We start from the raw sequence: 15,632 nt of genomic DNA, 5'->3' as shown, positions 1-15,632 counted from the left end.
GGCTCGCCGACGCGGTCACCGCGGGTCTGGACGGCATGGAGGTGCCGCTGCGCGTGGCGGTGATGGGGTGTGTGGTCAACGGTCCTGGGGAGGCCCGTGAGGCCGACCTCGGAGTTGCCTCAGGCAACGGAAAGGGTCAGATCTTCGTCAAGGGCGAGGTCGTCAGGACCGTGCCCGAGTCGAAGATCGTGGAGACCCTCATCGAGGAGGCCCAGAAGCTCGCCGAGCAGATGAAGTGAGTCCAGGCAAGGCACGGACCGAGAGGGGGCCCAGCGTGACGATTCTGGAGACGATCCGGCAACCACGCGACCTGAAGGCGCTGTCCGAGGCGGAACTCGGGGAACTGTCCGAGGAGATACGCGAGTTCCTGATCCATGCGGTGTCGAGGACCGGCGGTCATCTCGGGCCCAATCTGGGGGTGGTGGAACTCTCCATCGCGCTCCACCGGGTCTTCGAGTCGCCGGTCGACCGCATTCTGTGGGACACCGGCCACCAGAGCTATGTGCACAAGCTTCTGACTGGACGTCAGGACTTCTCCAAGCTGCGGGGCAAGGGGGGCCTGTCCGGGTATCCCTCCCGGGAGGAGTCCGAGCACGACGTCATCGAGAACAGCCACGCCTCCACCGCCCTGGGCTGGGCGGACGGCCTCGCCAAGGCCAACCAGGTGCTGGGGGAGAAGGGCCACGTGGTCGCGGTCATCGGCGACGGTGCCCTGACCGGCGGCATGGCCTGGGAGGCACTGAACAACATCGCGGCCGCCAAGGACCGCCCGCTGATCATCGTCGTCAACGACAACGAGCGCTCCTACGCCCCCACCATCGGCGGCCTCGCCAACCACCTGGCGACCCTGCGCACGACCGACGGCTACGAGAGGGTGCTGGCCTGGGGCAAGGAGGTGCTCCTGAAGACGCCCGTGGTCGGCGGCACGCTCTACGAGTCGCTGCACGGCGCGAAGAAGGGCTTCAAGGACGCCTTCGCCCCGCAGGGCATGTTCGAGGACCTGGGCCTGAAGTACGTCGGCCCGATCGACGGCCACGACATCGGCGCCGTGGAGTCGGCGCTGCGCCGCGCGAAGCGCTTCCACGGCCCGGTCCTGGTCCACTGCCTCACCGAGAAGGGCCGCGGCTACGAGCCCGCCCTCGCCCACGAGGAGGACCACTTCCACGCCGTCGGCGCGATGGACCCGCTGACCTGCGAGCCGCTCGCGCCGTCCAAGGGGCCGTCCTGGACCTCGGTGTTCGGCGACGAGATCGTGCGGATCGGCGAGGAGCGCGAGGACGTCGTCGCCATCACGGCGGCCATGCTGCACCCGGTCGGCCTCGGCGCGTTCGCCGAGCGCTTTCCCGACCGGGTGTGGGACGTGGGCATCGCCGAACAGCACGCGGCCGTCTCCGCGGCCGGCCTCGCCACCGGCGGACTGCACCCGGTCGTCGCCGTGTACGCCACGTTCCTCAACCGCGCCTTCGACCAGCTGCTGATGGACGTCGCCCTGCATCGCTGCGGGGTCACCTTCGTGCTGGACCGGGCCGGCGTCACCGGCGTCGACGGGCCGTCGCACAACGGCATGTGGGACATGTCCGTGCTCCAGGTCGTCCCCGGGCTCAGGATCGCCGCCCCGCGCGACGCCGACCAGCTGCGCGCCCAGCTGCGCGAGGCCGTCGCGGTGGACGACGCGCCCACGATGATCCGCTTCCCGAAGGAGTCCGTCGGCCCGCGCATTCCCGCCGTCGACCACGTGGGCGGCATGGACGTGCTGTTCCGGGCCGAGCGTCCCGAGGTCCTGCTGGTCGCCGTGGGCGTGATGGCGCCGGTGTGCCTGCAGGCCGCGGAGCTGCTGGCGGCGCGCGGCATCGGGTGCACGGTGGTGGACCCCCGCTGGGTCAAGCCGGTCGACCCCGCCCTGCCCGGCCTCGCCGCCGAGCACCGCCTGGTGGCCGTCGTGGAGGACAACAGCCGTGCCGCCGGGGTGGGTTCGGCCGTGGCGCTGACGCTGGGCGACGCCGACGTGGACGTGCCGGTACGGCGCTTCGGCATCCCGGAGCAGTTCCTCGCGCACGCCAAGCGCAGCGAGGTGCTGGCCGACATCGGCCTCACGCCCGTCGAGATCGCCGGGCGGATCAGCGCGAGCCTGGCCGCCGGGGACGCGGACGGTACAGTCAAGGAGAGTGAATGACCACCGAGTTCGACCTCGGCGCCCTGCTCGCCGAGCGCGGAGCCGAGCGCTACGAGCTGCACACGAAGTACCTGAACCCGCAGCTCCCGCGCATGCTGCGCACCATCGGCTTCGACAAGGTCTACGAGCGTGGTGAGGGCGCCCACTTCTTCGACGCGGAGGGCAACGACTACCTGGACATGCTCGCCGGGTTCGGGGTGATGGGCCTCGGCCGCCACCACCCGGTGGTCCGCAAGGCGCTGCACGACGTCCTGGACCTGGACCTCGCCGACCTCACCCGCTTCGACTGCCAGCCGCTGCCCGGCCTGCTCGCGCAGCGGCTGCTGACCCACAGCCCGCACCTGGACCGGGTGTTCTTCGGCAACAGCGGCACCGAAGCGGTCGAGACCGCCCTGAAGTTCGCCCGGTACGCCACCGGCAGGCCCCGCGTCCTGTACTGCGAGCACGCCTTCCACGGCCTGACCACCGGCTCGCTGTCGGTGAACGGCGAGAGCGGCTTCCGCGAGGGCTTCGCCCCGCTGCTGCCCGACACCGCCGTGCCCCTCGGCGACCTCGACGCCCTGGCCCGGGAGCTGAAGAAGGGCGACGTGGCCGCCCTGATCGTCGAGCCGATCCAGGGCAAGGGCGTGCACGAGGCCCCGCCCGGCTATCTGCGGGCCGCGCAGGAGCTGCTGCACAAGCACAAGGCGCTGCTCATCGCCGACGAGGTGCAGACCGGCCTCGGCCGCACCGGCGACTTCTACGCCTACCAGCACGAGGACGGCGTCGAACCCGACCTGGTGTGCGTCGCCAAGGCGCTCTCCGGCGGCTACGTCCCCGTCGGCGCCACCCTGGGCCGTGACTGGATCTTCAAGAAGGTCTACTCCTCCATGGACCGGGTGCTGGTCCACTCGGCGAGCTTCGGCTCCAACGCCCAGGCGATGGCGTGCGGGCTCGCCGTGCTGTCGGTCATGGAGAACGAGCAGATCGTCGCCGGCGTGCGCGCCACCGGCGAGCTGCTCAAGTCCCGGCTGACCGCGCTGATCGACACGTACGAACTGCTCGCGGACGTCCGCGGCCGGGGCCTGATGATCGGCATCGAGTTCGGCCGGCCGTCCTCGCTGAAGCTGCGCAGCCGGTGGACCATGCTGCAGGCCGCGCGCAAGGGGCTGTTCGCCCAGATGGTCGTCGTGCCGCTGCTGCAGCGGCACCGGATCCTCACCCAGGTCTCCGGAGACCATCTGGAGGTGATCAAACTCATCCCGCCGCTCGTCATCGACGAGGCCGACGTGGACCGGTTCGTGGACGCCTTCACGGCGGTCATGGACGACGCCCACAGCGGCGGCGGCCTGATGTGGGACTTCGGCAAGACACTGATCAAGCAGGCGGTGGCCAATCGCTGATCAGACGCCGAGCACGGGGAGGAGCGCGTGGACGACGACGAGCGCGTACGCCAGCGTGAGCACGCCCAGGACGGTCCCCGTGACGGCGATCCACCGCCTGCCGATGCCGCGGCCCGCGTAGTGGACGCCCATGAGGCCGAAGGCGACGGCGAGGCCGCCGCCGAGGACCATCAGGGGAACCATGAGCAGCGTCAGCCGCGGCACGAAACCCGTCGCCGCCGTCAGCCCCAGGAACAGTGAGACGGCGCCGAGGGCGGCGGCGGGTGTGTCGTGGCAGTCGGCCGGAGCGCTTGCGGGCATGCGGGTCCCCCTGGTTTTGAACGCGTTCAATTCCTAGGGGCAGCCTAGCAAGCCGGGGGTGATCCGGGGTGCCCACCGCTTTTGCCTGTGAGGCAAGAAATTTGCCTCCAGGGCAATGTTCGGGCTGAATGGAGGCATGAACGCCTCAGACGCCGCGCCCGCGGCGGGCGAGGGCGACGACCTGCCCGTCGTCGCGCCGCAACTGCGCGCCCAGCGCCGGGGGGCCGGCCTCACACTGGAGGCCGCGGCACGAGCCGCCGGCCTCTCACCGGCGCATCTGTCGCGCCTGGAGACCGGGCAGCGGCAACCCTCGCTGCCGCTGCTGCTCTCGCTCGCCCGGATCTACGGTACGACCGTCTCCGAGCTGCTCGGCGAGACGGTCGCCGACCGCAACGCGATCGTGCGGTCCGCCGACATGGAGCCGACCCGAGCGGGCGGCTGGACCTACTTCCAGGCCGGTGCGCCCGGCCGCGGCATGCAGGCCCTGCGCGTGCGCGTGCCGTACGGCTCGCAGGGCGACATCGTGCGCGTCCATCCGGGCGAGGAGTGGCTGTACGTCCTGACGGGGCGGCTGCGCCTGCGCCTCGGCGACACCGCGCACCTGCTCGCGCCCGGCGACAGCGCGCACTTCGACTCGCTCACCCCGCACCGCCTCGTCGCCGAGGACCGGGGCGGCGTCGAGCTGCTGTTCGTCCACACCCTGCTGCAGAGCCCCATGGCCGCGCTGTGCCTGGGACCCCTGACCGGAGAGCTGCCATGAGTGACTTCGAGACCAAGTTCCCGCGATCCCTGTGGATCCGGCTGATCATCTACATCGCCGTCGGCCATCTCCTGGCCGCCTTCCTCTACCTGCTCTTCGCGATCGGCGGCAAGGGCTGACCCCGCTCAGTCCAGCAGGCGCGCCCGCAGCCGCTCCCGGGTCTGCGGGGTGAGCCGGAGCCCCTGCTCCAGGTAGGTGTCCACGCCGCCCCAGGTCTCCTCGATGCTCCCGAAGGCCGCCGCCAGATACTCGGCGCGAGCGTCGAAGAGCGGGCTGAGCAGCTCCATCACCTCGGGGGTGTACGCCGTCGCCGGGCTGCCGTTGCGGTGGACCTTGTAGCGGCGGTGCTTGGCGTTGGACTCCAGGTAGTCGGCGACGATCGCGTCGCGCTCCACACCCACGGCGAGCAGCGTGACCGCTATCGAGATGCCCGCGCGGTCCTTGCCGGCCGCGCAGTGCATCAGCGCGGGCACGCTGTCCTCGGCGAGCGCGTGCAGCACCCGGGAGTGCTCGGCGGTGCGCTCCTTGACGATCTTGCGGTACGAGGTGACCATCCGGGCCGCCCCCTGGCCGTCGTCGAGGATCGCGCGCAGCTGGTCGACGTCGCCGTCGCGGACCATCTTCCAGAACTCCGCGCCGTCGGCCGGGTCGCTCAGCGGCAGGTTCACATTGCGCACCCCGGGCAGTTCGACGTCCGGGCCCTCGAGCCTGTGGTCGGCCGCGTTGCGGAAGTCGAAGATCGTGTGCAGGCCCAGGGAGGCGAGGAAGGCCGCGTCCTCCTCGGTCGCGTGCGCCAGATGCCCGCTGCGGAACAGCACGCCGTGCCGCACGCGCCGGCCGTCCACGGTCGGCAGCCCGCCCACATCACGGAAATTGCGCACTCCGGCCAGCTCCGGCTCGGTCGACGGGACCTGCTGCGTCACGGGGGCTCCTCCCGGTCGGCCCCGCCGTCGCGGCTCGTCGGCGGGCGCTGCGTCGACGATACGACATTGATTTCCACGGGCAATGAGTTGTCCACAGGCATTGTCACCTGGGGCCACAGGGCCTGATGATGTTCGCACTTGAGCGGATCTGTTGTTACCTGTGAGGTCTCGATGGTGGACATAGCCGAAGACGGTCGTACGTGGCTCCTGTCGGGGCCGGCCAGCAGTTACGCCCTGCATCTCACCGACGCGGACGAGCTGCTGCACCTCCATTGGGGCCCGCGGATCGCGCTCGCGGACGCCGAGGCCCTGGCGGTGGCCCCGCTGCCCGGCTACTGGCCGTTCGAGTCCCCCCTCGACGGTCGCGAGGAGTACCCGGTCGAGGGCGGCCCGCGCTTCGTGCGCCCCGCCCTGTCCGTGCGCACGCGGGAGCGGCGCGGCACGCAGTGGCGCTTCGTGTCGCAGGACACCGAGGACGGGGAGCTGCGGCTGCGGTTCGACGACGACGGGCTCGCGATCACCCTGCAGTACCGGATGCGCGGCGACGTCGTCGAGCGCCGGGTGACCGTGGAGAACGGCGGGCACGTGCCCGTGGAGCTGCTGCGCGCCGACGCGGCCACCTGGACCCTGCCCGACCGCGAGGGCTGGCGACTGTCCCAGCTGCACGGCCGCTGGGCCGCCGAGTCCCGGCTCACCCGGGCGCCGCTCACCTACGGCGAGAAGGTGATCGGCAGCCGCCGCGGGCACACCGGCCACCAGCACCTGCCCTGGGTGGCCCTCGACACCGACGCCACCGAGGAGCACGGCGAGGTGTACGGCTGCGCGCTCGGCTGGTCCGGCTCCTGGCGCATCTCGGTCGCCCAGCTCCCGGACGCCCGCGTGCAGATCACGGGCGGCGCCGGCCACGACGACTCGGGCCTGCTGCTCCTTCAGCCCGGGGAGTCGTACACCACGCCGGTCTTCGCCGGTCTGTGGAGCGGGGACGGCTTCGGCGGCGCCAGCCGCACCTGGCACGCCTACCAGCGCGCCCACGTCGTCCCGGACGCCGAGCGGGACCGTCCGGTGCTCTTCAACTCCTGGGAGGCGACGAACTTCGACATCTCCGAGGAGCAGCAGACCGCCCTGGCGCGCCGGGCCGCCGCGATCGGCGTCGAACTGTTCGTGGTCGACGACGGCTGGTTCGGCGCCCGCACCAGCGACCGCGCCGGCCTCGGCGACTGGACCCCGAACCCCGACCGCTTCCCGCACGGCCTGAAGCCCCTCGCCGACCAGGTGCACGACCTCGGCATGCAGTTCGGCATCTGGGTCGAACCCGAGATGGTCAACCAGGACAGCGAGCTGTACCGCGCCCACCCCGACTGGGTGCAGTACCGGACAGGACGCGACCGGACGGAGTTCCGCCATCAGCTGGTGCTGAACCTCGCCCGTGAGGACGTCCAGGAGTACCTGTGGGAGCAGCTGGACGCGCTGCTCTCCAGCGCCCCGATCGACTACGTGAAGTGGGACTTCAACCGCTGCTTCAGCGACGCCGGCTGGCCCGGGGAGCCGTACCCGCAGCGGCTCTGGGTGGACCACGTCCGCGCCCTGTACGCCCTGCTGGACCGGCTGCGGGCCGCCCATCCCGGGGTGGCCTTCGAGTCCTGCTCGGGCGGCGGCGGCCGGATCGACCTGGGTGTGATGAGCCGCACCGACCAGGTGTGGACCTCCGACAACACCGACCCGCTGGACCGGCTCGCCATCCAGCACGGCTTCAGCCAGATCCACCCGGCCCGGGTCATGGCCGCCTGGGTCACCGACAGCCCGAACGTTCAGCTCAACGGCAGGGTCAGCTCGCTGCGGTTCCGCTTCGTCAGCGCCATGTCGGGCGTCCTCGGCGTCGGCGGCGACCTCACCGAGTGGAGCGAGGGGGAACTGGCCGAGGCCCGGCGGTGGGTGGAGCTGTACAAGGAGATCCGTCCGGTCGTCCAGCGCGGCGACCAGTACCGGCTGCTGCCCCCGACGGGCGGCCTGAGCGCCGTCCAGTACCTCCTGGGCGACGAGGCCGTGGTCCTCGCCTGGCTCCAGGCGCAGAGCTACGGCGAGCCCGCGCCGGCGGTGCGGCTGCGCGGCCTCGACCCGACGGCGTCGTACGAATGCCGCGAAACAGGCGAAGTGCACCGGGGTGCGGTTCTGCTGCACCACGGGCTGCGCACCGGGCTCAAGGGCGACCTGGATGCGACGGTCGTCCGGCTGCGCCGCATCTGAGCCGCCTGTCCGAATTGACGGCTTAATTCCAACTCAGTGCGTAATAAGGGAGCATGGCGGGATGGGGCGTGAGAAAGGTCATATCCGTGACCGTGCGTCGCGCGTCATGTCCACGTAATTCCGGTGCGGGAAAAGGGAATTCGCTGAGTGAACGGGCGGGAATTCACGGAGTGTGACGGTGAATTCCCGCCTTTGGATCTCCATGCCGGGAACGCCGTGAACCGGGTGCTTGTTTCAGCGCCTCCCGCTCCCTTACGTTCGGCCCGAATCCGGACGGAACGCCGAATCCTGCCGCCGCCCGGAGCCCCACACACTTGACCCGTGTTCGGCAGGAGCGGGGGACCCACCAGGTACCACTGCCTGTCCGGTCTCCGCGACAGGCTCGGGGTGAAGCCGCGCACCGCGCGGCCGGACATCTCCAGTCCGAACCCGACAGCTGACCTCGCAGGCGTCGGAGAGGAATGCGCCATGCCCGCCAAGGGAAAGCACCGACGTCCCAAGACCCCGCGTTTTTCCCGCTCCATTGCCGCCGCCGGAACCGGCGGCGCCGCGCTGGCCCTCCCGCTCATAGGGGCCACCGGGGCGCACGCGGCCACCCCCGCCCAGCCGGTTTCCGGAAAGGCCGTCCAGTCCCTTGCGGTCGCCGTGAAGAAGCCGGTCGCCCAGGCGCATTCGACCCTGCGCACCTACACGGTGAAGTCCGGCGACTGCCTTTCGACGATCGCCTACGAGCAGCACGTCCGCGGCGGCTGGCAGCGGCTCTACGAGGACAACCGGCAGGCCGTCGGCGACGACCCGTCGCTGGTCCACCCGGGCCTGAAGCTCACCCTCGACGGTCAGGCCGCCCCGGCCCGCACCGCGCCCGCCGCCCCGGAGCCCTCCTCGGAGAGCTCGCAGTCCCGCTCGGGCGCCTCGCAGGACTCCGGCACCCACGCGACGCCGTCGGCCCCGTCCGCCGGCGCCGCCGACACGCACGCCACCTCCACCGGCTACACCCTCCCGGTGACCGGCGCCACCATCGGCACCGGCTACGGCGTGGCCGGCATCCACTGGTCCAGCGGCCACCACACGGGCGTCGACTTCGTCGTCCCGACCGGCACCCCGGTCAAGGCCGTCGCCGCGGGCACCGTCGTCACCGCGGGCTGGGGCGGCGCCTACGGCAACCAGGTCGTCATCAGGCTGAACGACGGCCACTACGCCCAGTACGGCCACCTCTCCCAGCTCTCCGTCTCGGCCGGCCAGACCGTGACCGAGGGGCAGCAGATCGGCCTGTCCGGCGCCACCGGCAACGTCACCGGCCCGCACCTGCACTTCGAGATCCGCACCACGCCGGACTACGGCTCGGACATCGACCCGGTCGCCTACCTCCGCGAACACGGCGTCACCGTCGGCTGACGGGCCGCCGGCCGCCCCGAACCACCTTCCTGACACGCACACCGAAGGCCGGACCCCGATCCCCGGGGCCGGCCTTCGGTGTGCGTGGCGGACCGGTGTGCCGGCCCTCTGTGCACGGCCCGGCCGACCGGCCGTCAACAGCCCTGGCGGTGGCCGTATTCCTGGAACGCGGGCCCAACGGGAGTGGTTCTTCTCACCGGTCGTCAACCCCTGCCTACGGTCGCGTAGGTCACACCCGAAGGTGAATCATGGTCCGACGTGGCAGACGATTCGAAGAATGACAACAGATCAGTGATCGGGTCGTACGTGGCGGTGGGGGACAGCTTCACCGAGGGGGTCGGCGACCCCGGCCCCGACGGCGCCTTCGTGGGCTGGGCCGACCGGCTCGCGGTCCTGCTCGCCGACCGGCGGCCCGAGGGCGACTTCCAGTACACCAATCTCGCCGTGCGCGGAAAGCTGCTGGACCAGATCGTGGCCGACCAGGTGCCGCAGGCCGTCGAACTCGCACCGGACCTGGTCTCCTTCTGCGCCGGCGGCAACGACATCATCCGCCCCGGTACCGACCCCGACGAGGTCGCCGAGCGCTTCGAGCGGGCCGTGGCCCGGCTGACCGGGGCCGCCGGCACGGTCCTGGTGACCACCGGCTTCGACACCCGCGGCGTCCCCCTGCTCAAGCATCTGCGCGGCAAGATCGCCACCTACAACGGGCACGTGCGCGCCATCGCCGACCGGTACGGCTGCCCCGTGCTCGACCTGTGGTCGCTCAAGTCCGTGCAGGACCGCAGGGCCTGGGACAGCGACCGGCTGCACCTCTCGCCCGAGGGGCACACGCGCGTGGCGCTGCGGGCCGGCCAGGCCCTCGGCCTCGACGTGCCGGCCGACCCCGAGCAGGCGTGGCCTCCGCTGCCGCCCAGGGGCACTCTGGAGGTCCGCCTGGACGACGTCCACTGGGCCCGCGAGCACCTCGTCCCCTGGATCGGCCGCCGGCTGCGCGGCGAGTCCTCGGGCGACCACGTCACCGCGAAGGGCACCCTGTCCCCGGACGACATCAGGACGCGCATCGCTTCCGTGGCCTGATGCGGTCCCGGCGAGTGTGCGTCCGTGCCGCGTCGCGTGGTGCGGGGGCGCGCGGGTCTTACGGGTTTCGTCCGGCCGGGGTCTTGTGGTCCACGGCCGGACGGGCAGGGCGTGCATCGCCTTCGTGGCCTGATCCAGCCCCGCCGAGCGTGCTCCCGCACCGCGCGGGGGCACGCTCGTCTCACCGCTCTCGTCCGGTCAGGGCCTTGCGGTCCACGCCGATTTCCCGGGCGAGCGCCTCGTCCACCCACTCCCGGGCCCGGGCCCGCGGCACTGCCCCCGGATACGAGGTCAGCTGCACGGCGAGGCCGTCCAGCAGCGCGGTCAGTCGCAGCGCGGAGCCCGCCGGGTCGGCGCACGCGAACTCGCCCGCCGCCACACCCTCGGCGATGACCTCGGCGATCGCGGCCTTCCACTGCCGGTCCAGGTCCCGGGTGACCTCCCGCAGCGCGGGCTCGCGCAGCGCCACCGCCCAGCCCTCGATCCACAGCCGCCAGCCCTTGGCCTGACCGGTCGGCGCGTACCAGCGCACGGCGGCCCGCAGCCGGCGCAGCGCGGAGGTCCGCCGCCCCAGCAGCCCGCGCAGGTGGGCGAGATCGTCCTGGGCCGCGTAGGTGAACGCGGCGGCCACCAGCTTCTCCTTCGTCGAGAAGTGGTACAGCACCAGCGCGTTGCTCACCCCGAGTGCCGCGGCCACGTCGGCGATCCTGACCGCCGCCACGCCCCGCGCCTCGATCTGCTCGATGGCGGCCCGCAGCAGCTCTTCCCGCCGCTCCGCCACGCTCAACCGCACTCTCGCCACGCGGTCACCCTAACGGGTCCCAACGGCGGCGCCGAGGGGCGCGGTTCGCCCCCGCCGACGCCTGAGCCCGCGACGCGACCGGCCGGCACACCAGGTCATGCGGCGCCCACCGCACCGGCGCCGCGCGGCCGACAGGTCAGGGGCGGATGCAGTGCGGCCGCGGCAGGCACGCCGGTGCCGTCAGCGGTACCACCCGAAGCGTTCCGCGATCACCGGCAGCCGGTCGGTGACCAGGGCGTGGGCGGCCGCGCGCGGGGTCGTCCCGTCGGCTTCCGCGCGGTCGAGCACCAGGTCGATCAGGGCGCGCATCGAGCGCCGGATGTGCGCGAACGCCTCGTCGGCGTCGGCGCCGATGTCGCCGAACAGGGTCCACCACCACCAGGCGTTCGTCGCCGAGTTGACCACCACGTCCGGCAGCACCGTCACGCCGCGCGCCGCGAGCAGCGCCTCCGCCTTCGGCAGGACGGGCATGTTGGCGGCCTCGACGATCCAGCGGGCGCCGATCGCTTCCTGGCCCTCGACGTCGATCGCGTACGACACGGCGGCCGGCACCAGCACCTCCGCGTCCGCCGACAGCCAGGCGTCGCCGGGCAGTTCGCGGTCGCCGGGGCGCAGCGCCGACCGGTCGACGGTGCCGTAGGCGTCGCGTGCGGCGAGCAGCGACTCGACGTCGAGGCCCGCCGGGTTCGCGATCGTGCCCTTGATGTCGGCGACGGCGACCACCGTGAGTCCGGCCCGCGTGAGGAAGCGCGCGGTGGCCCCGCCCATCGTGCCGAAGCCCTGCACGGCGACCCGGGTGCCCCGGTACGGCACCGCCGCCCGGTCCAGCGCCGCGAGCACCGACTCGGCGACGCCGCAGCCGCCGGCCAGTTCGTCGAGGCCGATGCCGTCCACGTCCACCGCGAAGGCGTCCGCGAGCCGCCGGCGGGCCGTCGCCTCGTCGTCCAGCAGCGGGTACACCGCCTGGATGGAGGAGACGAGGCCCGCCTCGGCCGCGGCCCGGTCGACCAGGTCCTGGGTGAGCCCCAGGTCCTCGCCGGTGGTCCAGAAGCTCTCGATGTACGGCCGCATGGCGCGCAGATAGCGCACGAGCAGCCCGTACGCCTCCGGGGCCTGCGGGTCGCAGTCGATGCCGCCCTTGGCGCCGCCGAGGGGGACGTAGCGGCCCGCGGGGTCGTAGTGCAGGGCCTCCTTCATCGTCATGCCGCGGGCGAGCCCCGCCACTTCCTCCAGCGTGCAGCCGGGGCGCATCCGCAACCCGCCGCTGGCCACGCCCCGCACCAGCCGGTCCACCACCAGGAAGCCCCGGCGTTCGGTGACATGGTCGGTCCAGACCAGCGACATCAAGGGCTCGGTCATGGGGTCTCCTCGGGGACGCTGATCACAGGGGGGCCGGGCCGGCCCCGAGGGCCTCGCCGACGGCACGTGCGGGTGGCCGGGGTCCGAGTCTACTGAACCGTGAGTCAGTATCCGGAAGTCGTGCGACCGCCCCGCGCGCCGAGCCGGACGACGGCTCGGCGGGGCCTGCCGGGGACGGGTTGTCGGAGGTGCCGACCATAATGGAGGACTCAGCGACTCACCTGGAGGTACCGTGACCGGTTTGCGTTCCTCGAGCTCCGGGCTGCGCGTGCCGCGCCCCGAGGCCTTCGGCGCGGACCCCGGCGGTGAGCGCCTGGCACGCATCCGCCGCTCCCCCCACTTCAAGGACGGTGTGTTCCAGAACCCCGGAGGCCCCGCGCGCACCCGGCCCTCCGGCTCCGCGCTGGACCTCGCCAAGGTGTTCCTCGACAAGGACACCCGCCCGCTGCGCGCCCCCAGGGGCACCGTCCCGGTGCACCCCACGACCTTCGCCGACCTCGCCGGACCGCCCGCCACGGGGCTGCGGCTGACCTGGATGGGCCACTCCAGCGTGCTCGCGGAGATCGACGGCCACCGGGTGCTGTTCGACCCCGTCTGGGGCGAGCGCTGCTCCCCGTTCCCCTTCGCCGGGCCCAAGCGGCTGCACCCGGTGCCGCTGCCGCTCGCCGCGCTCGGCCCGGTCGACGTCGTCGTCATCTCGCACGACCACTACGACCACCTGGACCTGCCCACCATCAAGGCGCTGGCGGGCACGGACACCCTCTTCGCCGTGCCGCTCGGCGTCGGGGCCCACCTCGAGCGCTGGGGCGTCCGCGCGGACCGGCTGCGCGAACTGGACTGGCACGAGTCGACGCGGGTCGGCGGCCTGACGCTGGCCGCGACGCCCGCCCGCCACTTCTGCGGCCGCGGCCTGCGCAACACCCAGCACACGCTCTGGGCGTCCTGGGTGGTCACCGGTGAGGAGCACCGGATCTACCACAGCGGTGACACCGGCTACTTCGACGGCTTCTCGGACATCGGCGCCGCGCACGGCCCGTTCGACGCGACGATGATCCAGATCGGCGCCTACAGCGAGTTCTGGCCCGACATCCACATGACCCCCGACGAGGGCCTGCGCGCCCACCTCGACCTGCAGGGCGGGGCGCCCCACGGCGTGCTGCTGCCGATCCACTGGGGCACGTTCAACCTCGCCCCGCACCCGTGGGCCGAGCCGGGGGAGTGGACCAAGGAAGCGGCCGAGGAGGCCGGCCAGGCAGTGGCCCTGCCCCGGCCGGGCGAGCCGTTCGAGCCCGCGGGCAAGCTCCCGGCGGAGGCGTGGTGGCGAGGCGTGGCGGGGGACCTCCGCCGGACCTGGCGCTCGGTCGGCGCGTTCGTCGCGGAGCCGCCCAAGCGCCGCTGAGGCGGGTCCGGCACCCGCCCGTCATTCAAGGCCAAAGCGCATACCCTCCGTGACATTCGAGAGGGCCCGGCGGAGGTGCCGGAGGCGGTCCGGCGCGAGTGCGTGAGCATGACGGGGCGACAACTGTCGTAAACGGGGCGCGTGCAGGGAGTTGGACGGCAGCGTGGTCCCCCGCGCCTCGCTCACTCTTCCTGACCGCTTTTGAGCAGGTCTTATCGTTCTCTTTCGACCTGGTCGAGGGGCGCCCGGCCGGGCTGTCGGTCTGTCGTACGAGGCCTCATACCAGAGCGGGACGCTCCTCGGGTGACTTTGTCAACTGCCCACCGCACATGATGCGCAGGCGACTACTGTGAGTGGCCGTCGGGCGGCGGGTGGCCGAACACCGGTGCCGTCGGCCGACGCCGCGTCGACGCATGCCCGCATCGCGCACCGCAGGACGACCCAGGCCCGACGGACCAGTACGAGGACGCAGATGTCTCAGCTCCGAGCACCGGCCACCCGCGCCGACCGCCGGGAGGGCGGCCGGCACGGGCGACCGGTCGCCCGACCCGCTCCCGCACTGCCCGAGACGCACATACGGCCCCAGCTCATGCGGCTCGCCGTGCTGCCGCCGCTCGCGGTCGCCCTGAGCGCCACCGCGGCCGTCCTCTTCAGCATCCGCTCCACCGGCGCCCGCACCGGACCCGTCCTGTGGGCCGTGCTCGGCGGAGCGGCCGCCGTGGCCGTCGCGGGCATCCTGATCGCGGCCGTGGCCGCGGACCGCGCCTCCCGCACGGTCTCCGACCGCGTCGACGCCCTGCGTCGCACCGCCGCGCGCGGCGAGGCCGACCTGCACGCCCTCGTCGACGCGCTGCGCCAGGGGGAGACCCCGCCGCAGCGCACGCCCCGCCGCCGGCCGCCCGCGGACGCCGACGACTTCGAACTGCTCGCCGCCGACCTGGCCCGCGCGCACGACGGCGCCGTCACCGCCGTCGTGCGCGCCGCCCAGCTCTCCAGTCAGGCGGGCAGCGAGCAGAAGCTTGAGGTCTTCGTGAACCTCGCGCGCCGGCTGCAGTCCCTGGTGCACCGGGAGATCTCGATCCTCGACGACCTGGAGAACGAGATCGAGGACCCCGACCTGCTCAAGGGCCTGTTCCACGTGGACCACCTGGCCACCCGCATCCGGCGGCACGCCGAGAACCTCGCCGTGCTCGGCGGCGCCGTCTCCCGGCGCCAGTGGAGCAACCCGGTCAGCATGACCGAGGTGCTGCGCTCGGCCATCGCCGAGGTCGAGCAGTACTCCCGGGTCAAGCTCGTCCCGCCCGTCGACGGGGAACTGCGCGGCCACGCCGTCGCCGACGTCATCCACCTGCTGGCCGAACTCGTCGAGAACGCCACGGTGTTCTCCGCCCCGCAGACCCAGGTGCTGCTGCGCGCCAACCTCGTCACCTCCGGTCTCGCCGTCGAGGTCGAGGACCGCGGGCTCGGCATGCCGGTCGGCGAGCAGCACAGGATGAACGCGCTGCTCGCCGACCCCGACCAGGTCAACGTCGCGAGCCTGCTGGCCGACGGGCGCATCGGCCTCTACGTCGTCTCGCAGCTCGCCCGCCGGCACGGCATCGGCGTGCGGCTCCAGACCAACATCTACGGCGGTGTGCAGGCCGTACTCGTCGTCCCTCAGGCGTTGTTGGGAGAGGCGCCCGGGGCCCCGGGGACGGCCGCGGTGCCGCACGCGCGGACCCCGGCGGACACGGGTGCCGTGCAGCAGGCACCGGGCCGTGTCTCACAGGGGCCAACTCCGGGGCACGCGGCCGCCGTTCGGACCCGGGGCGGGGCGTC

The 15,632-nt window shown here is 72.5% G+C and carries 14 protein-coding genes and 1 riboswitch; of the genes, 10 read left to right on the top strand and 4 right to left on the bottom strand.

Annotation, left to right across the window (positions count from 1 at the left end):
- The 3 genes from ACLU3S_RS29740 to ACLU3S_RS29730 form a co-directional block, all read left to right on the top strand.
- Positions 1-239, top strand: a 239-nt coding sequence (locus tag ACLU3S_RS29740; protein ID WP_413955062.1) for a flavodoxin-dependent (E)-4-hydroxy-3-methylbut-2-enyl-diphosphate synthase, incomplete at its 5' end; no start/stop codon positions are given.
- A 35-nt stretch (positions 240-274) separates the two neighbouring features.
- A complete protein-coding gene (gene dxs, locus ACLU3S_RS29735; protein ID WP_413955061.1) occupies positions 275-2,173 on the top strand; it encodes a 1-deoxy-D-xylulose-5-phosphate synthase in 1,899 nt (632 codons plus the stop codon).
- A complete protein-coding gene (locus ACLU3S_RS29730) occupies positions 2,170-3,555 on the top strand; it encodes an aspartate aminotransferase family protein (protein ID WP_413955060.1) in 1,386 nt (461 codons plus the stop codon). Before dxs ends, ACLU3S_RS29730 begins: the two co-directional genes overlap by 4 nt.
- On the opposite strand, the gene ACLU3S_RS29725 is transcribed toward ACLU3S_RS29730, so the two are convergent.
- Entirely contained in the window at positions 3,556-3,855 is a 300-nt protein-coding gene (locus ACLU3S_RS29725; protein ID WP_413955059.1) for a hypothetical protein, read from the bottom strand.
- Positions 3,856-3,991: 136 nt separating this feature from the next.
- Between ACLU3S_RS29725 and ACLU3S_RS29720 the strand changes: the two genes are divergently transcribed.
- A complete protein-coding gene (locus ACLU3S_RS29720; RefSeq protein WP_413955058.1) occupies positions 3,992-4,615 on the top strand; it encodes a helix-turn-helix domain-containing protein in 624 nt (207 codons plus the stop codon).
- On the top strand, positions 4,612-4,734 hold the full coding sequence (locus ACLU3S_RS29715; RefSeq protein ID WP_413955057.1) for a DUF6126 family protein: 123 nt from the start codon (positions 4,612-4,614) through the stop codon (positions 4,732-4,734). Before ACLU3S_RS29720 ends, ACLU3S_RS29715 begins: the two co-directional genes overlap by 4 nt.
- Before the next feature lie 6 nt (positions 4,735-4,740).
- On the opposite strand, the gene ACLU3S_RS29710 is transcribed toward ACLU3S_RS29715, so the two are convergent.
- On the bottom strand, positions 4,741-5,538 hold the full coding sequence (locus ACLU3S_RS29710; protein WP_413955056.1) for a tyrosine-protein phosphatase: 798 nt from the start codon (positions 5,536-5,538) through the stop codon (positions 4,741-4,743).
- A gap of 171 nt (positions 5,539-5,709) precedes the next feature.
- Between ACLU3S_RS29710 and ACLU3S_RS29705 the strand changes: the two genes are divergently transcribed.
- The 3 genes from ACLU3S_RS29705 to ACLU3S_RS29695 all read left to right on the top strand — a co-directional run bounded on the left by ACLU3S_RS29705 (position 5,710) and on the right by ACLU3S_RS29695 (position 10,254).
- Entirely contained in the window at positions 5,710-7,782 is a 2,073-nt protein-coding gene (locus tag ACLU3S_RS29705) for an alpha-galactosidase (RefSeq protein WP_413955055.1), read from the top strand.
- Between the two features lie 307 nt (positions 7,783-8,089).
- A riboswitch (cyclic di-AMP (ydaO/yuaA leader) is annotated at positions 8,090-8,246 on the top strand.
- 4 nt (positions 8,247-8,250) lie between these two features.
- Positions 8,251-9,177: a peptidoglycan DD-metalloendopeptidase family protein gene (locus ACLU3S_RS29700; RefSeq protein ID WP_413955054.1), complete on the top strand. Its 927-nt coding sequence runs from the start codon at positions 8,251-8,253 to the stop codon at positions 9,175-9,177.
- A gap of 291 nt (positions 9,178-9,468) precedes the next feature.
- On the top strand, positions 9,469-10,254 hold the full coding sequence (locus tag ACLU3S_RS29695; RefSeq protein WP_413955063.1) for an SGNH/GDSL hydrolase family protein: 786 nt from the start codon (positions 9,469-9,471) through the stop codon (positions 10,252-10,254).
- A gap of 181 nt (positions 10,255-10,435) precedes the next feature.
- On the opposite strand, the gene ACLU3S_RS29690 is transcribed toward ACLU3S_RS29695, so the two are convergent.
- Both ACLU3S_RS29690 and ACLU3S_RS29685 read right to left on the bottom strand, forming a co-directional pair.
- The gene (locus ACLU3S_RS29690; RefSeq protein ID WP_413955053.1) at positions 10,436-11,056 is read right to left on the bottom strand and encodes a TetR/AcrR family transcriptional regulator; all 621 of its coding nucleotides are present in this window, start codon (positions 11,054-11,056) and stop codon (positions 10,436-10,438) included.
- A gap of 180 nt (positions 11,057-11,236) precedes the next feature.
- A complete protein-coding gene (locus ACLU3S_RS29685) occupies positions 11,237-12,415 on the bottom strand; it encodes a Glu/Leu/Phe/Val dehydrogenase dimerization domain-containing protein (RefSeq protein WP_413955052.1) in 1,179 nt (392 codons plus the stop codon).
- A gap of 232 nt (positions 12,416-12,647) precedes the next feature.
- On the opposite strand from ACLU3S_RS29685, the gene ACLU3S_RS29680 reads away from it, so the two are divergent.
- Both ACLU3S_RS29680 and ACLU3S_RS29675 read left to right on the top strand, forming a co-directional pair.
- Positions 12,648-13,814 (top strand): MBL fold metallo-hydrolase, encoded by a 1,167-nt coding sequence (locus tag ACLU3S_RS29680; protein WP_413955051.1) that lies wholly within the window; start codon positions 12,648-12,650, stop codon positions 13,812-13,814.
- A 472-nt stretch (positions 13,815-14,286) separates the two neighbouring features.
- Positions 14,287-15,632 (top strand): sensor histidine kinase (locus tag ACLU3S_RS29675; RefSeq protein WP_413955050.1); only part of this gene is annotated, 1,346 nt, incomplete at its 3' end.

The sequence above is a fragment of the Streptomyces sp. AF1A genome, from assembly GCF_047340315.1.
Classification (GTDB): Bacteria; Actinomycetota; Actinomycetes; order Streptomycetales; family Streptomycetaceae; genus Streptomyces.
The sequence above is the reverse complement of the archived record's forward strand: the minus strand, read 5'-3'. Positions and strand labels throughout refer to the sequence as shown.

Excerpts from the sequence above, each read along its gene's own strand:
- ACLU3S_RS29730 (WP_413955060.1), top strand. The coding sequence starts at position 2,170 with ATGACCACCGAGTTCGACCTCGGCGCCCTGCTCGCCGAGCGCGGAGCC.
- ACLU3S_RS29725 (WP_413955059.1), bottom strand. The coding sequence starts at position 3,855 with ATGCCCGCAAGCGCTCCGGCCGACTGCCACGACACACCCGCCGCCGCC.
- ACLU3S_RS29720 (WP_413955058.1), top strand. The coding sequence starts at position 3,992 with ATGAACGCCTCAGACGCCGCGCCCGCGGCGGGCGAGGGCGACGACCTG.
- ACLU3S_RS29715 (WP_413955057.1), top strand. The coding sequence starts at position 4,612 with ATGAGTGACTTCGAGACCAAGTTCCCGCGATCCCTGTGGATCCGGCTG.
- ACLU3S_RS29705 (WP_413955055.1), top strand. The coding sequence starts at position 5,710 with ATGGTGGACATAGCCGAAGACGGTCGTACGTGGCTCCTGTCGGGGCCG.
- ACLU3S_RS29700 (WP_413955054.1), top strand. The coding sequence starts at position 8,251 with ATGCCCGCCAAGGGAAAGCACCGACGTCCCAAGACCCCGCGTTTTTCC.
- ACLU3S_RS29685 (WP_413955052.1), bottom strand. The coding sequence starts at position 12,415 with ATGACCGAGCCCTTGATGTCGCTGGTCTGGACCGACCATGTCACCGAA.